The following is a 19,450-nucleotide window of genomic DNA, read 5'->3' as shown; positions in this document are numbered from 1 at the left end:
CGACGGCCGGCGTCGTCGGTCAGCCGAAGAACAACCGGTCGCGGGCGACCGCGGGATCGAGGGCCACGTGCGGCCGGTCGGGATCGTGCGGGTACCACTGGACGTCGCGCAGATGCCGGGCGGCGATCACCCGCGCGGAGGCCGCGTCCCCGTCCTCGATGCACTGCAGGATCTGGCCGTGCACGGCGAGGGCCTGGGCGCGTTCGGACGGGGGGATCGCCTCGGGATCGGCGCGCTCGCTGGCCCACCCGGTGACGTGGCTCGACCACAGGGACTCGAGGGCGCCGGCCAGCACGATCAGGGACCGGTTGCCGCACAGTTGGACGACGGACTCGTGGAAGCGCCGCGACAGCGTGGTGGCGGCGACGAGATCGTCGACCTTCGACAGCGACTCCTCGTGGAGGGCCCGCAGCACCGGAACCACCTCGGTGGCACGGTCCTCCCGCTCGGCGCACAACGCTGCGCACATGGGCTCGACCTCGTCGAGGGCCCGGCCGACGTCGTCGATGTCCGTACCGGACATCGCCAGCACCATCGACAAGCTGTACGCGACGTTGCCCGGCGTGGGGCGGTGCACCACGGCGCCCCCGCGGTTGCCGCGGCGCACCCGCACCAGGCCCTCGGCCTCGAGGATGCGCAGCGCCTCGCGCAGCGACTGCACGTTCACCGGGTACTGCTCGCGCAGTTCGGCCTCCTTCGGCAGGAGGTCACCCTCGGCGAGATCGCCTCGAAGGATGCGTTCGCGGATCTGATCGGCGACCATCTCGGCCAGCCTCCGCCAGCGGAGGTTGGCCGGATCGGCCGTACGGGCCCTCCGGTCCGGTTCCTGCTCGGACACCGCGTCACTTCCTTCCGGTCGCCGACGGCCCCCACCGGGGTCCGCCGCGTCAAGTTCGGAATCTTAGCGAAGTTGGAATGGGAGGCACTCGGCCGACGCCCGTGGGCGGTCGGCGCGCTTCCGGGAGGAGGAGACAGATGACCGTGGTCGATGCCGCGACCGCCGCGCAGTACGTGGAGTCCGGTTGGTGGGGCACCGAGTCGTTGCACCAACTGGTCCACCGGCGGGCGACGCAGACTCCGCACCGGGACGCCTTCGTCACTCCGGACGGTCGGACCGATTGGGCTACTTACGATTCGGTGGCCGACGACATCGCGGCGGCACTCGTGGCGCTGGGGGTGGACGCAGGTGATCGCGTGGCGGTCCAGCTGCCCGACACCTTCCTCGTGCATGCCGCACTGGTGGCGGCCGCGCGGGCGGGCGTCGTGGCGGTGGGTATCGGGGCGCGAGCCGGAGACCGCGAGCTCGCGCACCTGATCCGGAAGACCGGTGCCCGCACCCTCGTCACGGCCGGCGGCTCGGGCGGGCGACCGTCGGACGCGCTGGTGGCGACCCTGCGCGAGCAGGGCGTCGTCCTCGACTTCCATGTCGTGCTGTCCGGTGCCGGTGTGGAGCGGATCTGCGACGTACGCGGCCGTGCGCCCGTCTCGATCGAACCCGGCCGGGCCGACCGGTCGGCCGTCGCGGCCCGCAGCCTGGGCCCCAACGAGCTGTGCATGCTGAATTCGACGTCGGGCACCACGGGGCTCCCGAAGTGCGTGACGCAGTTCGACAATCGGTGGATGGCGTTCAGCCGCCTGGCGATCGACGCGGGCGGGCTGGGGGACGACGAGGTGTTCTTCGGCGCCGTGCCCGCACCCTTCGGATTCGGGCTGTGGACGTCCCACTACGCGCCCGCCGTGCTCGGCGCCCCCACGATCGTTCTCCCGAAGTTCGACGTGGGAGCGATGATCCGAATGATCGAGCGGGAGAAGGTGACGGTGCTGTGCTGTGTCAGCACCCAGTTCCGGATGCTGCTGAACTCGCCGCTGGCCCACGCCGCGGACCTGTCGTCGCTGCGCGTGATGTTCACCGGCGGCGAGGCCGTCCCCGCCGACCGGGCCGCCGAGTTCGAGTCGCGCACAGGCGCGTCCGTTCTCCAGTTCTTCGGATCGAACGAGAGCGGCGCGTTCAGTGTCACGCGCGTCGACGATCCACGCGAGCGGCGGCTCGGGACGTCCGGCCGACTCATCCCGGAGATGCAGGTACGGCTGTTCGACGCCGCGGGCAACGACGTGACCGACAGCGGTGGGCCGGGGCAGCCGGGCGGCAAGGGCCCGTTGACGTGCGGCGGCTACTACGACGACGAGGCCGCGAACGGCCAGCTGTACACGAAGGACGGGTGGCTGCTGATGGGCGACCTCGTCACGATCGAGGACGGCTACCTCACGCCGGTGGGACGGACGTCGGACATCATCATCCGCGGCGGCAAGAACATCTCGGCGCCGCAGGTCGAGCAGGAGGTGGAGACGCATCCGGCCGTCGACCTCGCCGCGGTGGTCGCCGTCCCCGACCCGGTGTTCGGCGAACGCGTGTGCGCGGTCGTCAGTCTGCGCGCGGACCGCGACCTCACCCTCGACGCGCTCGTCCGGCACCTCGCCGAGCGCGGGGTGTCGAAGGAGCTCTACCCCGAGCATCTCGTCGTCGTCGACGAACTGCCGCGCTCGTCCGGCGGCAAGATCGCCAAGGGGGACATCCGTGCCCTCGCCGCCGACGCGGCAGCCGGCGCCCGATGACGCCCGAGCACCGTCAGGTCGACTGCCGGTCCGCCCAGTCCTTCTCGATCTCGGGGTAGCCCGACGCGATCTCGTCGACGCGCGCAGGCGTCGCGGTCTCGAGTTCGGCGCGATGCCGTTGAGCCTCGGCCAGCGAGCCGGTGAACCCCTCGGCGGTGGGCACCGGTGACGACTCGTCCGTTGTAGGCGCGTTCAGTTCGAGCGTGTGGATGAGTCCGTCGAGTCGATCGGCGACGAAGTGCCGCTTGTCCTCGTTCATGAATCCATGACACCACCACACGGTGCGCGTGCATACCCCGATCGACCGTCGGGTTTCACGGTCGACGGACCGGGGAATCCGGAGCCGGGAGCGGCGGCGGGAGTGAAGGAGACGGCGCATGAACGACAGCGAAAAGAACGGGTCACGGGAGCTCGCCCTGGTGACCGGAGCATCGACGGGGATCGGATACCAGTTGGCACGCGGGCTCGCGGCCCGCCGGTACGACCTCGTGCTGGTGGCGGAGGACCCGGCGATCCATCCGGTCGCCACCGAATTCGCTCCACAGGGCATCACGGCGCACGCGATCGAGGCGGATCTGGCGACCAACGCCGGGCTGGCCGAGGTCCGGCGGTCGCTCGACGCCCTCGAGCGCCCCATCGAGGTGGCGGCGCTGAACGCCGGTGTCGGCGCGTACGGGCGATTCGACCGACTGCCCATCGAGGACGATCTCCGGGTCCTGGCAGTCAACGTGACGGCCACGGTCCGGCTCGCGAAGTACGTCCTGCCCCCGATGATCGACCGCGGGCACGGGCGAGTGCTGTTCACGTCGTCGTCCACGGCGACGTCACCGGGCCCCATGTTCGCGACCTACGCGGCATCGAAGGCGTTCGTGCAGTCCTTCGCCGAGGCCGTGCGGGCCGAACTCGACGGCACCGGCGTCTCGATCACGACGCTGATGCCCGGCGCCACCGACACCAACTTCTTCGACCGCGCCGGCATGCAGGACACCGAGCTCGCCCGGGGGCCGAAGGCCGACCCGGAGGACGTGGCGCAGCGGGCACTGGAGGCGCTGTTCGACGGGCAGGCACGGGTGGAGCCGAGGACGCCGGCCGAGACGCGATGAGTTTTTCGCGCCGGCGTGGTCTGTACGGGTGAGAGGTCCCCCGGGCGCCCGCCCACGACCTCCGTCCACCACCTCGAGTCAGGAGCCCCCATGTCCCGTCTGATCTTCGTGAACCTGCCCGTCGAGAACGTCGCCGCCACCCGCGAGTTCTTCGCCGGTCTGGGCTTCGAGTTCAACGAGCAGTTCTGCGACGCGAACACCGCCTGCATGGCGATCAACGATTCGGCCTGGATCATGCTGCTCGAGAAGGCCCGGTTCCGGGACTTCATCAAGGACGACGTCTGCGACACCACGACCAGCCGCGAGGTCCTCACCTGCATCTCGGCGGACAGCCGCGAGGGTGTCGACTCACTCGTCGACGCGGCCATCGCGGCCGGCGGCTCCAAGTGGATGGATCCGCAGGATCACGGGTTCATGTACGGCCGGTCCTTCCGCGACCTCGACAACCACGTGTGGGAAGTGATGTGGATGGATCCGGCCGCGGCCGGGCAGGCCGAGTAGTCGGCCGTCCCGTCAGAGGTGCTCGGGGAGGCCGAATCTGGTGAACAGGTCGGTGTCGAAGAAGCAGGTGACGTGGGAGACCCCGCGCGCGGTGACATCGAGGACGTGCAGCTGGAACGGGCGGTGCACACCGTCCGGTCCACGCATGTACAACCCCAGTGCGGGCTGGCCGTTGGACGACGTCGGGAGCAGGCGCATGTCTCCCGGCCCCTCGGACGGGCACTTCTCCTTGACGAGCCGGGCAATGTCCGCACCGCCGACGTACCACCCGACGAACGGCGGCATCTCCCAGATCGCGTCCCGCGTGAACAGTTCGACCAGCCCGTCGATGTCGTACCGTTCGAACCCGTCGACGTACTGCTGCAGCAGGGCACGCGCGTCGTCCGACTCGGGCTCGACGAGGGCATCCGGTGACGGCGTTGCCGCGGCCAGCTGGGCGCGGGCGCGCTGGAGCAGGCTGTTGACGGCAGCAGTGGTGGTGTCGAGGGCCGCCGCCACCTCGGCGGCCTTCCACTGCAGCACGTCGCGTAGCACCAGCACCGCACGTTGGCGGGCCGACAGGTGCTGCAGGGCTGCGACGAAGGCCAGCCGCACCGTCTCGCGGGAGGCGACCACCGTCGCGGGATCGTCCGCGCCCCAGCCGGTGTCGCCCCACACCATGGTGTCGGGAATCGGCTCGAGCCACGGCACCTCCCGGCGCTCGATCAGCTCGTCGGACGGATCGGAGCTCGGCGCTCCCAGTCCGGTGGGCAGCGGGCGGCGGGCCCGGCCCTCGAGTGCCGTCAGGCACGTGTTGGTGGCGATGCGGTGCAGCCAGGTCCGGACCGAGGAACGCCCGTCGAACTTCGCGTAGCCGCGCCACGCGCGCACCATGGTGTCCTGGAGCAGGTCCTCGGCGTCGTGAATCGAGCCTGTCATGCGATAGCAGTGCGCGAGTAGTTCGCGGCGGTAAGGATCTGCTGCCGTGAGGAATTCGTCGTCGAGGCTCTGCTCTACGGTCATCTTCCGAACACTAGCGAGCAACACCGACAAGCGGAACAGTGTGCGCGGGGTAGGCGCTGCCGACAAGCGCCCCCACGGTATCCGGAATCCACCTACACTCACGAACGTGCAGCATGCAGAGGCGGAATTCACCGGGGTGCACGGCACCCGCATCGTGTACGACGTGTGGCGCCCGGACGGTGCGCCGACGGGAATCCTGCTGCTCGCGCACGGGCTCGGTGAGCACGCGCGCCGCTACGATCACGTCGTCGAACGGCTGGTCGGGCTCGGTCTCGTCGTGTACGCGCCCGATCATCGCGGCCACGGCCGGTCCGGGGGAAAGCGCATCGAGCTGCGCGACTGGTCGGAATTCCTCGAGGACCTGCATCGGCTGTCGGCCATCGCGGCCGCGGAGAACCCCGGTCTGCGCCGGTTCCTGCTGGGGCACAGTATGGGCGGCGCGATCGCGCTGTCGTACGCCCTCGACCATCCGGACGAACTGTCCGGGCTGATCCTCTCGGCACCCGCGGTCGACGTCGTGACCGGCAAGCCGCGGATCGTCGTCGAGATCGGCAAGATCATCGGCCGGTTCGCGCCCGGAGTGCCGGTCGAGACCCTCGACGCCGGGTCGGTGTCCCGCGACCCCGCCGTGGTCGCCGCATACGAGTCCGACCCGCTGGTCCACCACGGCAAGGTGAAGGCCGGCATCGCGCGCGGGATGATCACCGCGGCCGAGAGCTTCCCGTCGCGTCTGCCGTCGCTCACCATGCCGCTACTGCTCCTGCACGGCACCGACGACCGCCTGGCCGACGTGTCCGGCAGTCGCATGATCGCGGCGCGCGCCGGGTCCGAGGACCTGACGTTGAAGACCTACGACGGCCTGTTCCACGAGGTGTTCAACGAGCCCGAGCAGGAGAAGGTGCTCGACGACCTCACGGATTGGCTCCGCCCGCGCCTGACGTGACGTAATCTTCCGGAATGGGCGATCCTGCAACCACACTCACGCACCGGACGGTGAGCGTCGGCGACGTCGATCTGCACGTGGCCGAGCAGGGCACCGGGGATCCGATCGTGCTGTGCCACGGCTTCCCCGGTCTCTGGTACAGCTGGCGGCACCAGCTGTCGGCGCTGTCCGCCGCCGGTTACCGCGTGATCGCTCCCGACATGCGCGGCTACGGGCGCAGCGACGTACCGCCCGACCCGCGCGCGTACGACCGCCGGCACACCGTCGACGACATGGTCGGCCTGCTCGATGCGCTCGGGATCGACCAGGCAGTGTTCGCGGGACACGACTTCGGCGCCCAACTCGTGTGGGACCTGCCGAACTGGGCGCCGGGCCGGGTGCGGGCGCTGATGCAGCTCAGTGTGCCCCGGATGCCGCGACAACAGGTCCGGCCCACCGACGGCTTCCGGTACCTGGCGTCGCAGCATTTCGTGCACCTGCACTACTTCCAGGAGTACGGCCCGGCCGACCGCGAACTGGGTGAGCATCCCGAGGAGTTCCTGGCGAAGATCTTCCACGCACTCAGCGGCGCCAACCGCTACCTCGACTGCTGGGACTTCCCGTCCGAGGGCAACGGCTACCTCGACGTGCTGCCCGCGCCGCCGGCATTGCCGTGGTCGTGGCTGAGTGAGGACGAGTTTCGCTACTACGTGAACGAGTTCACTCGCACCGGATTCACCGGCGGGCTCAACTGGTACCGCGCCGACGACTACGTGTGGGAGCAGAACGAGGAACTGCACGACCGTCCGATCACGGTCCCCACGACGTTCATCGCGGGAGCGAAGGACCCGGTGCTCGAGATGATGGGCGAGAACCCGTTCGAGACGATGGCCGCGATGGTGCCGGGCCTGCGTTCCACCTGTGTGATCCCGGATGTCGGGCACTTCGTGCAGATGGAGGCGGCCGAGCAGGTCAACTCCGCCATGCTCGAGTTCCTGCGCGGTCTCGACTGACTCGGAGAAAGTTCGCCGGCCCTGTCCATCGGCGCCCTCCCCGTTCGTCGTGACGGTGTCACCGGAACAACGAGAACCTCTCGAGGAGGAACCGATCATGAAGTATCTGCTGCTGATCAACGCCGAATCCGCCGATGCCGCGAGCGACTGCACGCCCGAGGACTGGATGGTCTACGACAAGGAGGTCAAGGACGCCGGGATCTTCGTCTCGGGAGAGTCGCTGGCCGACCTGGTGACCGCCACCAGCGTGCAGGTGGGTCCCGGCGGCGAGCGCACGATCACCACCGACGGACCGTTCGCCGAGACCCGGGAGGTACTGGGCGGGTTCTACGTGATCGACGTGCCCGATCTCGACATCGCGCTCGACTGGGCGGCGCGGTGCCCGGGAGCACGCGGCGGGGGACGGATCGTCGTGCGCCCGATCGCCGACTTCGGAATCTGAGACGGATGGGTCCGGAGAGCGGTGGCCGCGCCGCGGAGGACGCCGTCGCGGCGGTCTTCCGGGAGGAGCGCGGCCGCCTGCTCGCCGCCCTCGTGGGCCGATTCGGAGACCTCGACCTCGCCGAGGAGGCGGCGTCGGAGGCGATCGAGTCGGCCCTGCGGCACTGGCCCCGGGACGGGGTTCCCGGCAATCCCGGTGCCTGGCTGGTGACCACGGCGCGGCGACGGGCCGTGGACCGGTTGCGCCGCGACCGGGTTCTGGCGGCGAGGATCGCGGTGCTGCAGGTGGAGGCGGAGCGTGCCGATCCCGCGCCGGCCGCGGACGTGGACGGTGAATTGCCCGACGAGCGGCTGCAGCTGTTCTTCACGTGCGCGCATCCCGCCCTGCCTGCCGAGGATCGCGTGGCGCTGACGCTGCGCTGCCTTGCCGGCCTCACCACGCCTGAGGTGGCACGGGCCTTCCTGGTACCCACCGCGACCATGGCGAAGCGAATCACTCGGGCGAAGAGGAGGATCGAGGCCAACCGCATCCCGTTCCGAGTGCCCGGCTCCGACGAGTGGCCGCGGCGGCTGCCCGGTGTGCTGCAGGTGTTGTACTCGATTTTCACCGAGGGCTACACCGCCAGCGCGGGGCTGAGTCTGCAGCGGGTCGACGTCGCCGAGGAGGCCATTCGGCTGGCGCGAATTCTGCACCGGTTGCTACCCCGCGAACGTGAAGTGGCGGGGCTGCTGGCACTGATGCTGCTCGTCCACGCCCGTCGCGGCGCCCGCACCGGCCCCACCGGTGAGGCCCTGATGCTCGACGAGCAGGATCGGACCGCCTGGGACCGCTCGATGATCGAGGAGGGCGAGGGGTTGGTGTTGGTCGCCCTCACCGGCGGTCCGCCCGGCGTCTACGGCGTGCAGGCGGCGATCGCGGCGCTGCACGACGAGGCCTCCGGCCTCGCGAGTACCGACTGGCCGCAGATCGTCGCCCTCTACGACATCCTGCTCGGGATCGCGCCGTCGCCGGTGGTCGCGATGAACCGTGCCGTGGCGGTCGCGATGCGGGACGGTCCGGAGGCGGGGTTGATGCTCCTCGACGACCTCGCCGGCGAACCCCGGTTGCGCTCGTACCACCCGTTCGCGGCAGCGCGTGCGGAGTTGCTGCTGCGGCTCGGTCGAGGCGGGGACGCCGCCGAACTGTACCGGCGTGCCCTCGAACTGGCGGGCACCGAACCCGAGCGCGCCTATCTGCGCCGCCGGTCGAAGCTGGCGGAGAGCTAGGGGGTTCTCGGTTCCGTGCCGATGGCGCAACGCCCCGCTCGAATGCGCCGCGGGCGGGCGACGAGACAGCGTAGGGTTCGGGTCATGCCGTCGGAAGACAACCGGCGCAGGTCGGTGCCGAGTGCCGCGGTCGGGGCAATCCTGGACCGTTTCGATGCAAGGATCGATCCCGTCGCGCGCGGTCGCGTGGTGGACGGGCGCAGCGCTGCCTCGGGTTCCGCGCCGGAATCGTTGCGGCAGAACACGCATCGCTTCATGCGCATCGCCTCTCGGGCGATCCGGGAAAATCGGACGTTCACGGCGGCCGAACTGCGTCCGATTCGTGAGGGCGCGGTGCATGCGGCCGAGGACGGAATTCCGCTCGCCGCGCTGCTTCGCAGTTGGTTTCGCTTCGGCCGCGCGATGTTCGACGAGTGTCGCGTAGCCGCGGCGGGAGAACGGTCCGCCGGTCTGGTCGAGATCGGGACGGCGGTCCTGCGTTTGCAGGAGGTGCTCACCCGCGCGGTGGTGGACGCGTACGAGAGCGAGCGCGCCGCGTTGGACGGCGACGAGAAGCCGTCGAAGGAACTGTTGGCGCGAATACTGTTGGCGGGGCAGGACGCCGAGTCCGCAGCCGGGTGGTGCGGGATCGAGCTGGCCGACGAGTACTCGGTGGTTGCGCTGGCCAGGGGCGGGACGCAGCGGGATCCCACCGTCCGGTGGGCTGCCGACTCGCGGATCGCTCGCAGGTTCGATCGGGGATCTCCTCCGGTACTGGCGATCCTCGAGGCCGACGGTGCGACGTTGCTCGTGCCCGGCAAGATCGACGGCGGCGCCGGTTGGTACGAGCGTGTCGTGGAACTCGTCGACTCGATCGAGGCGGTGGTCGGGGACTTCGTCACTGCGGCCGTCGCGGACCCGGTCGGACGGGCCTGGCTTCCGGACTCGAGCGCGCTGGCAGCGGAGTTGCTGTTACTGGCTCGCCGACTCGGCCGGCCTCCGGGGCTGTACCGGCTCGAAGACCTGGCGTTGCCGTTCCAGTTGTCGCGGCCGACGGCCGGCCAGCAGTACCTGGCGGACCGGCTGCGCCCACTCGACCCCTACCCGGAACTGGTCGAGACGCTCGACGCGTTCCTGCACCACGACCTCGATCGCAGCCGGACGGCGCGGGTCCTCGAAGTGCATCCCAACACCGTGAACAATCGGCTCGGCCGGATCCGGGAGCTGGTGGGTGTGGACCCGAGTTGTTACGAGGGCATCATGGCGCTGGGCTCCGCGCTCGACGCCCGGCGGGCGCAGGGGTGGCGGCCCGGGGGCGCGCCGTAGCTCGTGATGGCCGGACGTCAGAACGAGTGGGGATGCGCCTTCTCGTACGCCGCCTTCTCGGCGTTGAACCGAGCGACCTTCTTGGGATTCTCGAGATCGGGTGACAGCCCGTGCTTTTCGAGCCGGCGGCGCCGATTCTGCTCCATGTAGGCCGCGGAGTAGAACAATGCGAGGAACAGGCCGAGGAGCACCATCGATCCGCGCAGCCACACCGGGCCGGGGAACAGGAAGAAGACCACGAAAATCGGAATGAACGGCACCATGCTGCGCAGCATGTGGCGGGGTACCGCCCAGTCGCCGACGAGGTCGTTGCGGACCCAGTCCTGCATCGAATCGGGAAGCTTGCGCCCGCACGCGTACCCGATCCACTGCAGGGGATTGGGGCGACGGCGGACCTTCTTCTGGCTGGTCATGTCCTGAATACCTGTTCCTGTCCGAAAGGGGCGGGTCACTCGCCGAGTGCGCCGGCACGCAGGGCGGCCGCGTTGACGCGGGCGAGGACGGAGTGCAGTTCTTCCAGTTCGTCGAGACCCACACCGAGGCGTTGCACGACGGCGGCCGGGATGCGTTCCGCCTGCGCGCGCAGGGCGGCCCCGGCGTCGGTGAGTTCGACGATCAGTTGACGCTCGTCGACGGCGCTGCGGGTGCGAGTGATCAGCCCGCTCGTCTCGAGGCGCTTGAGGAGCGGTGAGAGCGTGGGCGAGTCGAGTTGGAGGGCCCGTCCGATCTCCTTGACGGACATCGGAGCATCACCCCACAGCGCGAGCATGACGAGGTACTGCGGGTGCGTCAGCCCCATGGGCTCGAGCAGGGGGCGGTAGACCGCGAGAACCGCACGATTGGCGACGGCGAGCGCGAAGCACACCTGACGGTCGAGGGCCAGGGGATCGACATCTCCCCAATCGACGTCCTGCTCGGCGACGGTGCTCATGGAAATGAAGCTTACACGAATGAGTCGTGCACTAACTAAAAGTGGCGGACGCCTCCGGGGTGGACAAACGAGAACCCGTTCTATATGTGTGGATGTGGTGGTCGCCACGAGGCGGCCCGGCCTGTTGCGCGGGCCACACTGAGCGCAGCGACTGGAGTCAGTACATGTACGAGTGGTCCGATACCGATCTCATGTTCCGCGACGCCGTGCGCGGTTTCATCGACAAGGAGATCAAGCCGCACGTCGACAAGCTCGAGACCGGGGAGCTGCCGCCGTACGACATCATCCGCAAGATGTACGCCACCTTCGGCATGGACGAGATGGCGCGCGAGGCACTCGAGAAGTCGTTCGCCAAGGAAGAGGCGAAGGAGCGTGGCGAGACGCTGCCGGAGTCGGGCGACAAGTCCGGCGGCCTCGGCGGCGCCGGGAGCATGGGCGTCATCCTCAACAGCGAGATCGCCGGGGTGAGCCTGGGCCTGGTCGCGTCCATGGGGGTGAGCGTCGGTCTCACCGCCGGCACGCTGCGGAGCCGCGGCACGCTCGCGCAGAAGAAGCGCTGGCTGCCCGAGCTCGTCACGATGGAGAAGGTGGGCGCGTGGGCGATCACCGAGCCCGACTCCGGCTCCGACGCGTTCGGCGGCATGAAGTCGTACGTCCGCCGCGACGGTGACGACTACATCCTCAACGGTCAGAAGACGTTCATCACCAACGGGCCCTATGCAGACGTCACCATCGTCTATGCCAAGCTCGCGGAAGGCGCTGCGGGTGATTCGAATCCGCGTGACCGCAAGGTCCTCGGGTTCGTGCTCGAGAAGGGCATGGAGGGCTTCACGCAGAGCGCCCCGTTCAAGAAGATGGGCATGAACTCCTCGCCCACCGGCGAACTGTTCTTCGACAACGTCCGCATCTCCAAGGATCGGCTTCTCGGTGAGACGGAGAATCCCGCCAAGGGCGACGGCAAGGAGAGCGCGAAGGAGTCGTTCGCGGCCGAGCGCATCGGCATCGCGTCGCTCGCGCTCGGCATCATCAACGAATGCCAGCGGTTGTCGATCGACTACGCCAAGAACCGCAAGCTGTGGGGCAAGGAGATCGCGCAGTTCCAGCTCATCCAGCTCAAGCTGGCCGAGATGGAGGTCGCGCGCCTCAACGTGCAGAACATGCTGTTCAACGCGATCGAGCGGGCGAACGCCGGCGCGCCGCTGAGCCTCGCCGAGGCGTCGGCGATGAAGCTGTACTCGTCCCGCGCCGCCACCGAGGTCGCGATGGAGGCCGTCCAGCTGTTCGGTGGCAACGGCTACATGGCCGAGTACAAGGTGGAGCAGCTCGCGCGTGACGCGAAGTCGCTCATGATCTACGCGGGCTCCAACGAAATCCAGGTGACCCACATCGCGAAGGGCCTGCTGAACAGGTGATTCCGGGCCCTGTCCGCGCATCTGCGCGCGGACAGGGACCCGGTCAGGCCACTGCGTCGACGCGAGCCAGACGGCGTAGCGCCAGCTCGCTGTACAGGGCGGCGCCGTCGGCGAGCACGGCGTCGTCGAACTCGGCGAGCGGCGAGTGGTTGTACGCCGCCGTCGCCGGGTCCCGGTCGGTGGGGCACGCGCCGAGGAACACGAACGCGCCCGGAATCTCGTCCAGCACGCGGGAGAAGTCCTCGGAACCCGTGGCCGGTTGCGGCGCCCACGCGAACCGCTCCGGCCCGTGGACCTCGGCGACCACGTCGGCCACGAACTCGGCCTCGGTGTCGTCGTTCACGGTCACCGGGTACTGCTCGTGGTAGTCGACGTCCACGTCCAGGCCGTGGGCCGCCGCGATGCCCCGGCACACGCGGATGATGCCGACCCGCACCTTCTCCCGGCTCTCCGGTGAGAAGGATCGAACCGTGACGTCGAAGTGGGCGTCGTCCGGGATGACGTTGGCTGCGGTTCCGGCGTGGAACGCGCCCACGGTCACCACCACCGGATCGAACGGCGCGAACGAGCGGGCCGCGAGCGTCTGCAGGGCGGTGACCATTTCGCACGCCGCCGGAATGGGGTCGAGCGTCGCGTGCGGCGCGGAGCCGTGCCCACCGCGACCGAGGACCGCCACCCGGACGACGTCACTGGCCGCCATCAGCGGCCCGCGCCGCGTGAGGAACACCCCGTGCGGCGGCATCGACGCGCTCACGTGCAGCCCGTACGCCGCGACCGGCCGCGTCCCCGAGGCGTCCAGCACGCCCTCCTTCAGCATCAGCCCCGCCCCGTCGAATCCCTCCTCGCCCGGCTGGAACATGAAGACGACGTCGCCGGCGAAATGCTCGCGCCGGGCCGACAGCAGGTGGGCGGCGCCGGAGAGCATCGAGGTGTGCAGGTCGTGGCCGCAGGCGTGCATCTGTCCGGGGGTCCGCGACGCGTAGTCCACCGTCGCGCGCTCGCCGACGGGGAGGGCGTCCATGTCGCCGCGCAGCAGTACCGTCGGACCGGGGCGGCCCCCACGCAGGACCGCCGTGACGGATGTGAGATCCGCGCCGGTGGCGATCTCGAGCGGGAGGCCGTCCAGTGATTCGAGCACGCGCTCCTGCGTCCGCGGAAGATGCAGTCCCACTTCGGGTTCCGCGTGCAGCGTGCGGCGCAGGTGGACCAGGTCGTCGTGCAGTGCGTGAGCATCCTCGGTGAGCGACACGAGGTCTCCTCTCGGTGCTGGGGCCGCGGTGCGGCGGGTTGAGGCATGATGCACACGACGTGCACCACCGGCCACCGAATTGCAGGATTTTGTCGTGAACGAGTCGACCACTCAGGAATGTGGCGATGTGGACGAGCTCGATCTGAGCCTCGTCAACGTGCTCCAGCTCGAGCCGCGGGCGTCGTGGTCCAAGGTCGGCGCCGCGCTCGGTGTCGACCCGGTGACCGCGTCCCGCCGGTGGGCGCGGCTGACGGAATCCGGGTCGGCCTGGGTCACCGCGCATCCCGCGGGCCCGCAGACCGCCGCGCTCGTCGAGATCGAATGCGTCGCGGGCCAGGCGCGTGCCACCGCCGAGGCACTCGGCCGTCGGCCGCACGTCCTCACCGTCGAACACGCCAGCGGGCCGCGCGATCTCCTGCTGACGGTCAGCGTGACCGGGCTGGGCGCGCTGTCCCGACTGCTGCTGCACATCGAGGAGCTACCCGGAATAGTTTCCACCCGAGCGCACCTGGTGATCCGTCCGTACGCTCTCGGTGGCGACTGGCAGTTGCAGACGCTCGACGCCGATCAGCGCGGGCACCTCGAGGCGCACGGCCAGCGCGGGCCGATGTCGCTGCGGCCGCTCGACGCCACGGACCGCGGCGTGATCGCCACGTTGTTCCGGAACGGCAGGGCGTCGCTCACCGAGATCGCCGCGGAACTCGGCTGCAGCGTCGGCACCGCGCGAAGACGGCTCCACGCGCTGCTGGACCGGAGTGCGCTGCTGCTGCGCTGCGATGTCGCGCAGCCGTTGTCGGGGTGGCCGGTGTCGGTGTCGATGTGGGCGCACGTCCCGGTCGACGAGTGCGACGGCGTCGCGCAGCGGCTCGTGGCCTTGCCGGAGACGCGCGCGTGCCTGGTCCTCACCGGCGCACCTGCCAACTTCTACTTCTCGGTGTGGGTGCGTTCGCTCGTGGACGTGCACCGCATCGAGCTGCTACTGCGCCGGATCGTGCCGTCCCTCGACATCCTGGACCGCACCGTGACGCTGCGGTTCTTCAAGCGAATGGGACGGATCCTCGACGAGCACGGACGAAGCCGCGAGAGCGTGCCGATGGACATCTGGTCGGAGCCGGAACCCGTCGTGTCGGCCGATCGGCTCGCCACGCCGGCGACGGGGATACCGTCGAAGTGAGCATCGAGGGACTCGGCTCGGTGCGCAACAAGACCGTCGTCGAGCAGGAGTGTTCGTGGCCTTCAACGATCTGGACCTGACCCAGCGGCTGGACCTCGCACGGGAGGGCACCGCGTACTTCGCGCAGCGGCTCGCTGCGCTGTCGGACCGGGAACTCGACGCGCCCTGTCTGCTCGAAGGGTGGACGCGGCGGCACCTCGTCGCGCACGTCGGTTACAACGCCGCGGCGTTGTGCCGGATCCTGGACTGGGCGGCGACCGGGATCGAGACACCGATGTACGCGTCGATGGAGCAGCGCGGCCGGGAAATCGACGAAGGCGCGACGCTCAGTGCGGGAACTTTGCGGAATCTGTTCACCCACACCGCAGCCCGACTCGACGAGAAGTGGCGTCACCTTCCGGATACGGCGTGGAGCGCCGAGGTGCGAACCGCGCAGGGGCGTCTCGTGCCGGCGGCGGAGACGGCGTGGATGCGCAGCCGGGAGGTGTGGATCCACGCGGTCGACCTCGGGGGCGGCGGTGGATTCGAGGACTTCCCTGACGTGGTTCTCGACTCGCTGCTCGACGACATCGTGGGGATGTGGCGGCGCAAGGGCGAGGGTGCGGGACTCGCGCTCGAGGTGGGCGGGCAGAGGCTGGTCGTCGTGCAGGACGACGCGCCGCCGACCGCAGTCGTCGCCGGACCCCTTGCGTCCGTGGTGCGCTGGGCATCCGGGCGTGGGGCAGTGGGGCTCACGGCCGGAGCGGATCGACTGCCACCGCGCTGGTTGTAGGACGACGGTCGAGCTTCGGTACGGCCGACGGGTTTACGAGGACGCCCGACGGGCGCACCGCCGATCGCGCGTGAGGATGATCGCGCGATCGGCGGCGCCGCGTGGTGCAGGCATCAGCTCCAGAACTCGGTCAGTTGCTCGGCCAGGGCTCTGCCTTGTTCACAACCGGCACGCGCGGCGGACGGGCGCAGCGACAGATCCATGGCGTCGGCCCCGAACAGGTGCTCGGAGTCGCTGCCCGGGAAGATCGTCTCGACCCTGCTGCCGTGTGCGCGCAGATCGTCGACCTGGGTCGCCAGGTCCAGGCCCCACTCCGCGGGCGTCCGTGTCCGGCCACCGAACGGGGAGAGCACCAGTACCCGCTCGTATCCGGTTGCCAGGTCGGCATTCTCGGCGTTGGAACGATAACCGCCGTCGATGTATCGGCGACCGCCGATCTGGTACGCGAAGCCGCTGGAACAGCTCGCGGCGACCGCATCCACCAGATCCACCCCGCTGCGGTGGTCGAACACCGCCGGTTCTCCCGTCTCGGCATCGACCGCCGTGATGAGCAACGGGCGCCGGGGCCACCGATCCCCGGGCAGCCGCGCGGCAACGGTCGCGCGCCACTGCGCTTGCCGAGAATCGTCCGACGCCGCGGGCAGGGCAAGTGCGGCCGCACTCATTCTGCGGCGCATATCGGCCGGATCCGTCGCGGAAGCGATGATCTCGGCTGTCCTCGCCAGGTGGTCCGATACCGACCGGGTCGGACCGCGCCCTCGCCCGGAACCCACCGGGCCGGTGGGGCGCGGCGGAGCGGAGGCCAGGATGGCGGCGAGGAGTTCGGTCGGCGTCGCGCCGGCCAGCTGGGCGGCGGCTGTCGAGCCGGCCGAGGTCCCGACCGTCAGGTCGGCCGTGGTCACGTCCAGGCCGGCATCGAACAGTCCGGCCACGACGCCGAGGAGCCACGCGTTGCCCGTCGATCCGCCGCCACCGAGGACCAGCGCTCGCTCGGATGAAGCCGTCGAAGTATGCGGAGTTGCAGAAGATGTTGTGTTCACGGGAGTCGCCTTTCGCGAATTGCCTTGTCCGGCGCTCCCGGTGGCGACTAGGTCAGTCGCGCGATCGTGGACTGCGGGGGAGCACCCAGTGCGGATACTGCGTTCACGGGTCTCACCTCCTGTCTACGGGCCACGACGTCGAGAACGGACGTTAGCACCCGGGGGTGCGGCTGTGCACGTCATTTTCGGGGTCGAGTTCTCGGTACATGACCATGCCCGCGTGGTACAGGATGTCGCCGCGAAACTCGCCGTCGGCCGAGAAGCCCGTGTCGTCGCGGTAATGGATCACGGCGCCTTCGATCCGATACGCGCCGGTATATGCGGCCTCGCGGTTGCCGCGGGCCTCGACGTAGCGGCCTTCGGGTAGGAGGTGTTGGCGGATGTTCCCCTCGGCCGTAACCCAGAGCCCGACGAACGAATGCTGCATTGCTGTAACTCTTTCCGTGTCTTCCGTGTCTTCCGTGTCTCCGATATCCCTCACAGTGCCGCCACCCGCCGGGTGATGTCGTCGCGCGAGCGGACGACGTCGGCACGAAGTGCGTCGATGTCTTCACCGACCAGCGAACCCGCCCACTTGCGAGGGTTGCCGGCAATCAGAACGGTGTCGATGTTGCGGGCATCCGAGCCGAGTACCAGGGTGCCGATGGCGTCGTTGAGGGGCATGTTGTTGATGTCGTCGGCGCGGACGATGAGGAGGTCTGCGTCTTTACCCGGGGTCAGCGAGCCGGTGACGTCTCCGAGTGCGTTGGCGCGGGCGCCTTGAAGGGTTGCGAAGTCGAGGACGTCCCGTGTGGTGATCTTGCTGCGCGACTCGTCGGTGCCGTAGGTGGCGTTGGTGGCGCGCATCCGCTGGATGGCGTGGAGGGCCCGCATCTGGGTGAACATGTCGCTGGCGAGTGCCACTTCGATGTCGATGCTCAAGCCCGGGCGGATCCCGACGGAGAGGGCTTCATCGACGGCGGGGACCGCGGTTTCGAGACCGATCTGCGCGTCGGATGTCGGCGCGAGTGACACCGTGACCCCGGCATCTCCCATCGCCGACCAGGCAGCGGGAGTGAGCCCGGTCGAGTGGATCAGCGTGAGGGTCGGGTCGAGGATCCCCATCCGAGCCCACTGCAGAATCGCCTCCGACGAGGGCACTCCAAAGATGGCGTCGATGCTGGTCCAGACCCCCAGGTCACGGGCCACGGCCGCGAGTTCGGGGCCGTAAGCGATGGCCGGGCCGGCGATCTCGTCGGTGGACAGCGCAGCGAGTCGCACGGTCACGAGGCCGCTCGCGGCGCCGTGGAACTTGCCCACCAGTCGGCCCATGTCGGCGGGCCACTGACGGTCCCACTCACCGAAGTGCGGACCCATCGAGGCGTGTACGCCCCGGATTCCGGAGTCGACGAGCGCATTGAGCGCCGCATCGGAGTGGGCGGTGCTCCGCGAGTTGTGGGAGAAGTCGAGCATGGTCGTGATGCCCGAGTCGAGCGCGGTCAACGCGGCGAGGCGGGTGCCGATGTACATGTCGTCGGGGGTGTAGTTCGGTGCGATGGCGGAGAGCGTCGACATGACGTATTCGCCGAGGTCGCTGACGTCAGGGATGCTGCGGCGCAGTTGCGCTTCCCAGGCGTGGCGATGGGTGTCGACGAAGCCGGGGCTGATGATGGCACCGCGGGTGTCGACGACGAGCGCTGATGCGGCAGCAGCGCCGTGGTCGGGGTCAGATCGGAGGTCGAGTCCAACGGCAGCGATGCGCGAGCCGGCGAGCAGGACGTCGCCGGAGTCGAGATCCGGAATATCCGGGTCCATGGTGACCACGGCGCCTCCGGACAGCAGGATCGGGCGGCGGCTGGCGCGGGCGGCGGTGAAGTCGGCGAGGGAGGTCTTCGTCATGGTTCTTTTCGTTTCGGGTCGAAGATCAGGAACGGTGGAAGGTGTAGCCGGCGTGGTGCAGGGTGCCGTCGACGAATGCGCCGAAGGCCCAGAATCCGAGGTCGTCGAGGTAGTCGATACGGTCCCCGGTGATCCAGAAGGAGCCTTGGAAGGCATGCGGGCGGCCGCCGCGGGTCTCGTCGTAGCGGCCGTCGGCGGTCAAGTGCTGGTGCACAAAGTCGTTCTCGTCGATCCAGGTGCCGAGGTAGCGATCCGACGGTGCGTCTGCGGCAGCGGGGGAGTTCGCGGCATCACCGGTACGGACACTCTGCCCGTCCCAGAGCGCAACGGTGCCGCCGACGACGACCACCTGCACAGAGTCGGGCTCGTCGAGCTGACGTTGCACCGCGGCGACATTTGATTCTCCGGACAGGGTCGGCACAATCGCGAAGTCAGCCGGATTGCCGGGTGCGATCGCGCTCGGGGACCGGAACGACGTCGGTCGGAGTCCGCGTAGCTGAGCGGTGTCGATGCCCACGGGCACGATGACGTAGCCGTCGCAGTCGATGACCAGGGCGCCGTCATCGTCGGCCGCAGTCAACAGTCCGGGACCGACGCCGACCACGCGGGAGCCGCCCAACAGAACATCACCGCGGTCGAAGTCGCCGATCAGGGAGTCGCCGGTGACAATGCGGGCGTTGGCGAACAGAAGCGGGCGGTGCCCGGTCGTGCGGTCGGCGTTGATCAGCTCGAGCAGTTCAGGGCTGAAAGGGCTGTTCATAAGTGCTCCAGAAAGAGAGTCGAGGGACGCCGGGTGACTCCGGCGAAATCCACTATCAGGCTGGATGG

At 69.2% G+C, this 19,450-nt stretch carries 21 protein-coding genes; 11 read left to right on the top strand and 10 right to left on the bottom strand.

Going from position 1 to position 19,450, the window contains the following annotated elements; genetic code table 11:
* Positions 1-19: 19 nt before the first annotated feature.
* A complete protein-coding gene (locus E7742_RS16705) occupies positions 20-838 on the bottom strand; it encodes a FadR/GntR family transcriptional regulator (RefSeq protein ID WP_137799964.1) in 819 nt (272 codons plus the stop codon).
* A gap of 137 nt (positions 839-975) precedes the next feature.
* Between E7742_RS16705 and E7742_RS16700 the strand changes: the two genes are divergently transcribed.
* On the top strand, positions 976-2,613 hold the full coding sequence (locus E7742_RS16700) for a class I adenylate-forming enzyme family protein (protein WP_137799963.1): 1,638 nt from the start codon (positions 976-978) through the stop codon (positions 2,611-2,613).
* Between the two features lie 13 nt (positions 2,614-2,626).
* Here E7742_RS16700 and E7742_RS16695 read toward each other — a convergent pair whose 3' ends face one another.
* Positions 2,627-2,872: a hypothetical protein gene (locus E7742_RS16695; protein WP_137799962.1), complete on the bottom strand. Its 246-nt coding sequence runs from the start codon at positions 2,870-2,872 to the stop codon at positions 2,627-2,629.
* Between the two features lie 118 nt (positions 2,873-2,990).
* Here E7742_RS16695 and E7742_RS16690 point away from each other — a divergent pair, with 118 nt between their 5' ends.
* A complete protein-coding gene (locus tag E7742_RS16690) occupies positions 2,991-3,716 on the top strand; it encodes an SDR family NAD(P)-dependent oxidoreductase (protein ID WP_137799961.1) in 726 nt (241 codons plus the stop codon).
* A 90-nt stretch (positions 3,717-3,806) separates the two neighbouring features.
* Positions 3,807-4,217 carry a VOC family protein gene (locus tag E7742_RS16685; RefSeq protein WP_137799960.1) on the top strand — a complete coding sequence of 137 codons (411 nt, stop codon included), beginning with the start codon at positions 3,807-3,809 and terminating at the stop codon, positions 4,215-4,217.
* 12 nt (positions 4,218-4,229) lie between these two features.
* Here the strand turns inward: E7742_RS16685 and E7742_RS16680 are convergent, their stop codons facing one another.
* Entirely contained in the window at positions 4,230-5,219 is a 990-nt protein-coding gene (locus E7742_RS16680) for a sigma-70 family RNA polymerase sigma factor (protein WP_137799959.1), read from the bottom strand.
* 106 nt (positions 5,220-5,325) lie between these two features.
* Between E7742_RS16680 and E7742_RS16675 the strand changes: the two genes are divergently transcribed.
* The 5 genes from E7742_RS16675 (at position 5,326) to E7742_RS16655 (ending at position 10,166) form a co-directional block, all read left to right on the top strand.
* Entirely contained in the window at positions 5,326-6,162 is an 837-nt protein-coding gene (locus tag E7742_RS16675) for an alpha/beta hydrolase (RefSeq protein WP_137799958.1), read from the top strand.
* 14 nt (positions 6,163-6,176) lie between these two features.
* Complete coding sequence (locus E7742_RS16670; protein ID WP_137799957.1) at positions 6,177-7,154, top strand: alpha/beta fold hydrolase; 978 nt, start codon at positions 6,177-6,179, stop codon at positions 7,152-7,154.
* A gap of 97 nt (positions 7,155-7,251) precedes the next feature.
* Positions 7,252-7,596, top strand: coding sequence for a YciI family protein (locus E7742_RS16665; RefSeq protein WP_137799956.1), 345 nt, complete (start codon positions 7,252-7,254; stop codon positions 7,594-7,596).
* A gap of 5 nt (positions 7,597-7,601) precedes the next feature.
* A complete protein-coding gene (locus E7742_RS16660; protein ID WP_137799955.1) occupies positions 7,602-8,861 on the top strand; it encodes an RNA polymerase sigma factor in 1,260 nt (419 codons plus the stop codon).
* A gap of 84 nt (positions 8,862-8,945) precedes the next feature.
* The gene (locus E7742_RS16655; protein ID WP_137799954.1) at positions 8,946-10,166 is read left to right on the top strand and encodes a PucR family transcriptional regulator; all 1,221 of its coding nucleotides are present in this window, start codon (positions 8,946-8,948) and stop codon (positions 10,164-10,166) included.
* A 17-nt stretch (positions 10,167-10,183) separates the two neighbouring features.
* Here E7742_RS16655 and E7742_RS16650 read toward each other — a convergent pair whose 3' ends face one another.
* On the bottom strand, positions 10,184-10,579 hold the full coding sequence (locus E7742_RS16650) for a DUF5313 family protein (RefSeq protein WP_137799953.1): 396 nt from the start codon (positions 10,577-10,579) through the stop codon (positions 10,184-10,186).
* A 35-nt stretch (positions 10,580-10,614) separates the two neighbouring features.
* Positions 10,615-11,097, bottom strand: a complete 483-nt coding sequence (locus tag E7742_RS16645; RefSeq protein ID WP_137799952.1) for a MarR family winged helix-turn-helix transcriptional regulator — start codon at positions 11,095-11,097, stop codon at positions 10,615-10,617.
* 164 nt (positions 11,098-11,261) lie between these two features.
* Here E7742_RS16645 and E7742_RS16640 point away from each other — a divergent pair, with 164 nt between their 5' ends.
* A complete protein-coding gene (locus E7742_RS16640) occupies positions 11,262-12,509 on the top strand; it encodes an acyl-CoA dehydrogenase family protein (RefSeq protein ID WP_137799951.1) in 1,248 nt (415 codons plus the stop codon).
* 43 nt (positions 12,510-12,552) lie between these two features.
* Here E7742_RS16640 and E7742_RS16635 read toward each other — a convergent pair whose 3' ends face one another.
* A complete protein-coding gene (locus E7742_RS16635) occupies positions 12,553-13,758 on the bottom strand; it encodes a M20 metallopeptidase family protein (protein ID WP_137799950.1) in 1,206 nt (401 codons plus the stop codon).
* A gap of 94 nt (positions 13,759-13,852) precedes the next feature.
* Here E7742_RS16635 and E7742_RS16630 point away from each other — a divergent pair, with 94 nt between their 5' ends.
* Positions 13,853-14,932 carry an Lrp/AsnC family transcriptional regulator gene (locus E7742_RS16630; RefSeq protein ID WP_137799949.1) on the top strand — a complete coding sequence of 360 codons (1,080 nt, stop codon included), beginning with the start codon at positions 13,853-13,855 and terminating at the stop codon, positions 14,930-14,932.
* A 55-nt stretch (positions 14,933-14,987) separates the two neighbouring features.
* The gene (locus E7742_RS16620) at positions 14,988-15,704 is read left to right on the top strand and encodes a maleylpyruvate isomerase family mycothiol-dependent enzyme (protein WP_137799948.1); all 717 of its coding nucleotides are present in this window, start codon (positions 14,988-14,990) and stop codon (positions 15,702-15,704) included.
* A gap of 113 nt (positions 15,705-15,817) precedes the next feature.
* Here the strand turns inward: E7742_RS16620 and E7742_RS16615 are convergent, their stop codons facing one another.
* The 4 genes from E7742_RS16615 to E7742_RS16600 form a co-directional block, all read right to left on the bottom strand.
* The gene (locus tag E7742_RS16615; protein ID WP_137799947.1) at positions 15,818-16,744 is read right to left on the bottom strand and encodes a patatin-like phospholipase family protein; all 927 of its coding nucleotides are present in this window, start codon (positions 16,742-16,744) and stop codon (positions 15,818-15,820) included.
* 151 nt (positions 16,745-16,895) lie between these two features.
* Complete coding sequence (locus E7742_RS16610; protein WP_137799946.1) at positions 16,896-17,171, bottom strand: Atu4866 domain-containing protein; 276 nt, start codon at positions 17,169-17,171, stop codon at positions 16,896-16,898.
* Between the two features lie 50 nt (positions 17,172-17,221).
* Positions 17,222-18,622 carry an amidohydrolase family protein gene (locus E7742_RS16605; protein ID WP_137799945.1) on the bottom strand — a complete coding sequence of 467 codons (1,401 nt, stop codon included), beginning with the start codon at positions 18,620-18,622 and terminating at the stop codon, positions 17,222-17,224.
* Positions 18,623-18,647: 25 nt separating this feature from the next.
* A complete protein-coding gene (locus E7742_RS16600; protein WP_137799944.1) occupies positions 18,648-19,382 on the bottom strand; it encodes an Atu4866 domain-containing protein in 735 nt (244 codons plus the stop codon).
* Between the last annotated feature and the right edge of the window lie 68 nt (positions 19,383-19,450).

The sequence above is a fragment of the Rhodococcus sp. SGAir0479 genome, from assembly GCF_005484805.1.
Lineage (GTDB): Bacteria > Actinomycetota > Actinomycetes > Mycobacteriales > Mycobacteriaceae > Prescottella.
The sequence above is the reverse complement of the archived record's forward strand: the minus strand, read 5'-3'. Positions and strand labels throughout refer to the sequence as shown.

Coding starts and splice junctions, on each gene's coding strand:
- E7742_RS16660 (WP_137799955.1), top strand. CDS start 7,602: ATGGGTCCGGAGAGCGGTGGCCGCGCCGCGGAGGACGCCGTCGCGGCG.
- E7742_RS16645 (WP_137799952.1), bottom strand. CDS start 11,097: ATGAGCACCGTCGCCGAGCAGGACGTCGATTGGGGAGATGTCGATCCC.
- E7742_RS16680 (WP_137799959.1), bottom strand. CDS start 5,219: ATGACCGTAGAGCAGAGCCTCGACGACGAATTCCTCACGGCAGCAGAT.
- E7742_RS16640 (WP_137799951.1), top strand. CDS start 11,262: ATGTACGAGTGGTCCGATACCGATCTCATGTTCCGCGACGCCGTGCGC.
- E7742_RS16605 (WP_137799945.1), bottom strand. CDS start 18,622: ATGACGAAGACCTCCCTCGCCGACTTCACCGCCGCCCGCGCCAGCCGC.
- E7742_RS16600 (WP_137799944.1), bottom strand. CDS start 19,382: ATGAACAGCCCTTTCAGCCCTGAACTGCTCGAGCTGATCAACGCCGAC.
- E7742_RS16695 (WP_137799962.1), bottom strand. CDS start 2,872: ATGAACGAGGACAAGCGGCACTTCGTCGCCGATCGACTCGACGGACTC.
- E7742_RS16610 (WP_137799946.1), bottom strand. CDS start 17,171: ATGCAGCATTCGTTCGTCGGGCTCTGGGTTACGGCCGAGGGGAACATC.
- E7742_RS16700 (WP_137799963.1), top strand. CDS start 976: ATGACCGTGGTCGATGCCGCGACCGCCGCGCAGTACGTGGAGTCCGGT.
- E7742_RS16655 (WP_137799954.1), top strand. CDS start 8,946: ATGCCGTCGGAAGACAACCGGCGCAGGTCGGTGCCGAGTGCCGCGGTC.
- E7742_RS16665 (WP_137799956.1), top strand. CDS start 7,252: ATGAAGTATCTGCTGCTGATCAACGCCGAATCCGCCGATGCCGCGAGC.
- E7742_RS16650 (WP_137799953.1), bottom strand. CDS start 10,579: ATGACCAGCCAGAAGAAGGTCCGCCGTCGCCCCAATCCCCTGCAGTGG.
- E7742_RS16670 (WP_137799957.1), top strand. CDS start 6,177: ATGGGCGATCCTGCAACCACACTCACGCACCGGACGGTGAGCGTCGGC.
- E7742_RS16685 (WP_137799960.1), top strand. CDS start 3,807: ATGTCCCGTCTGATCTTCGTGAACCTGCCCGTCGAGAACGTCGCCGCC.
- E7742_RS16690 (WP_137799961.1), top strand. CDS start 2,991: ATGAACGACAGCGAAAAGAACGGGTCACGGGAGCTCGCCCTGGTGACC.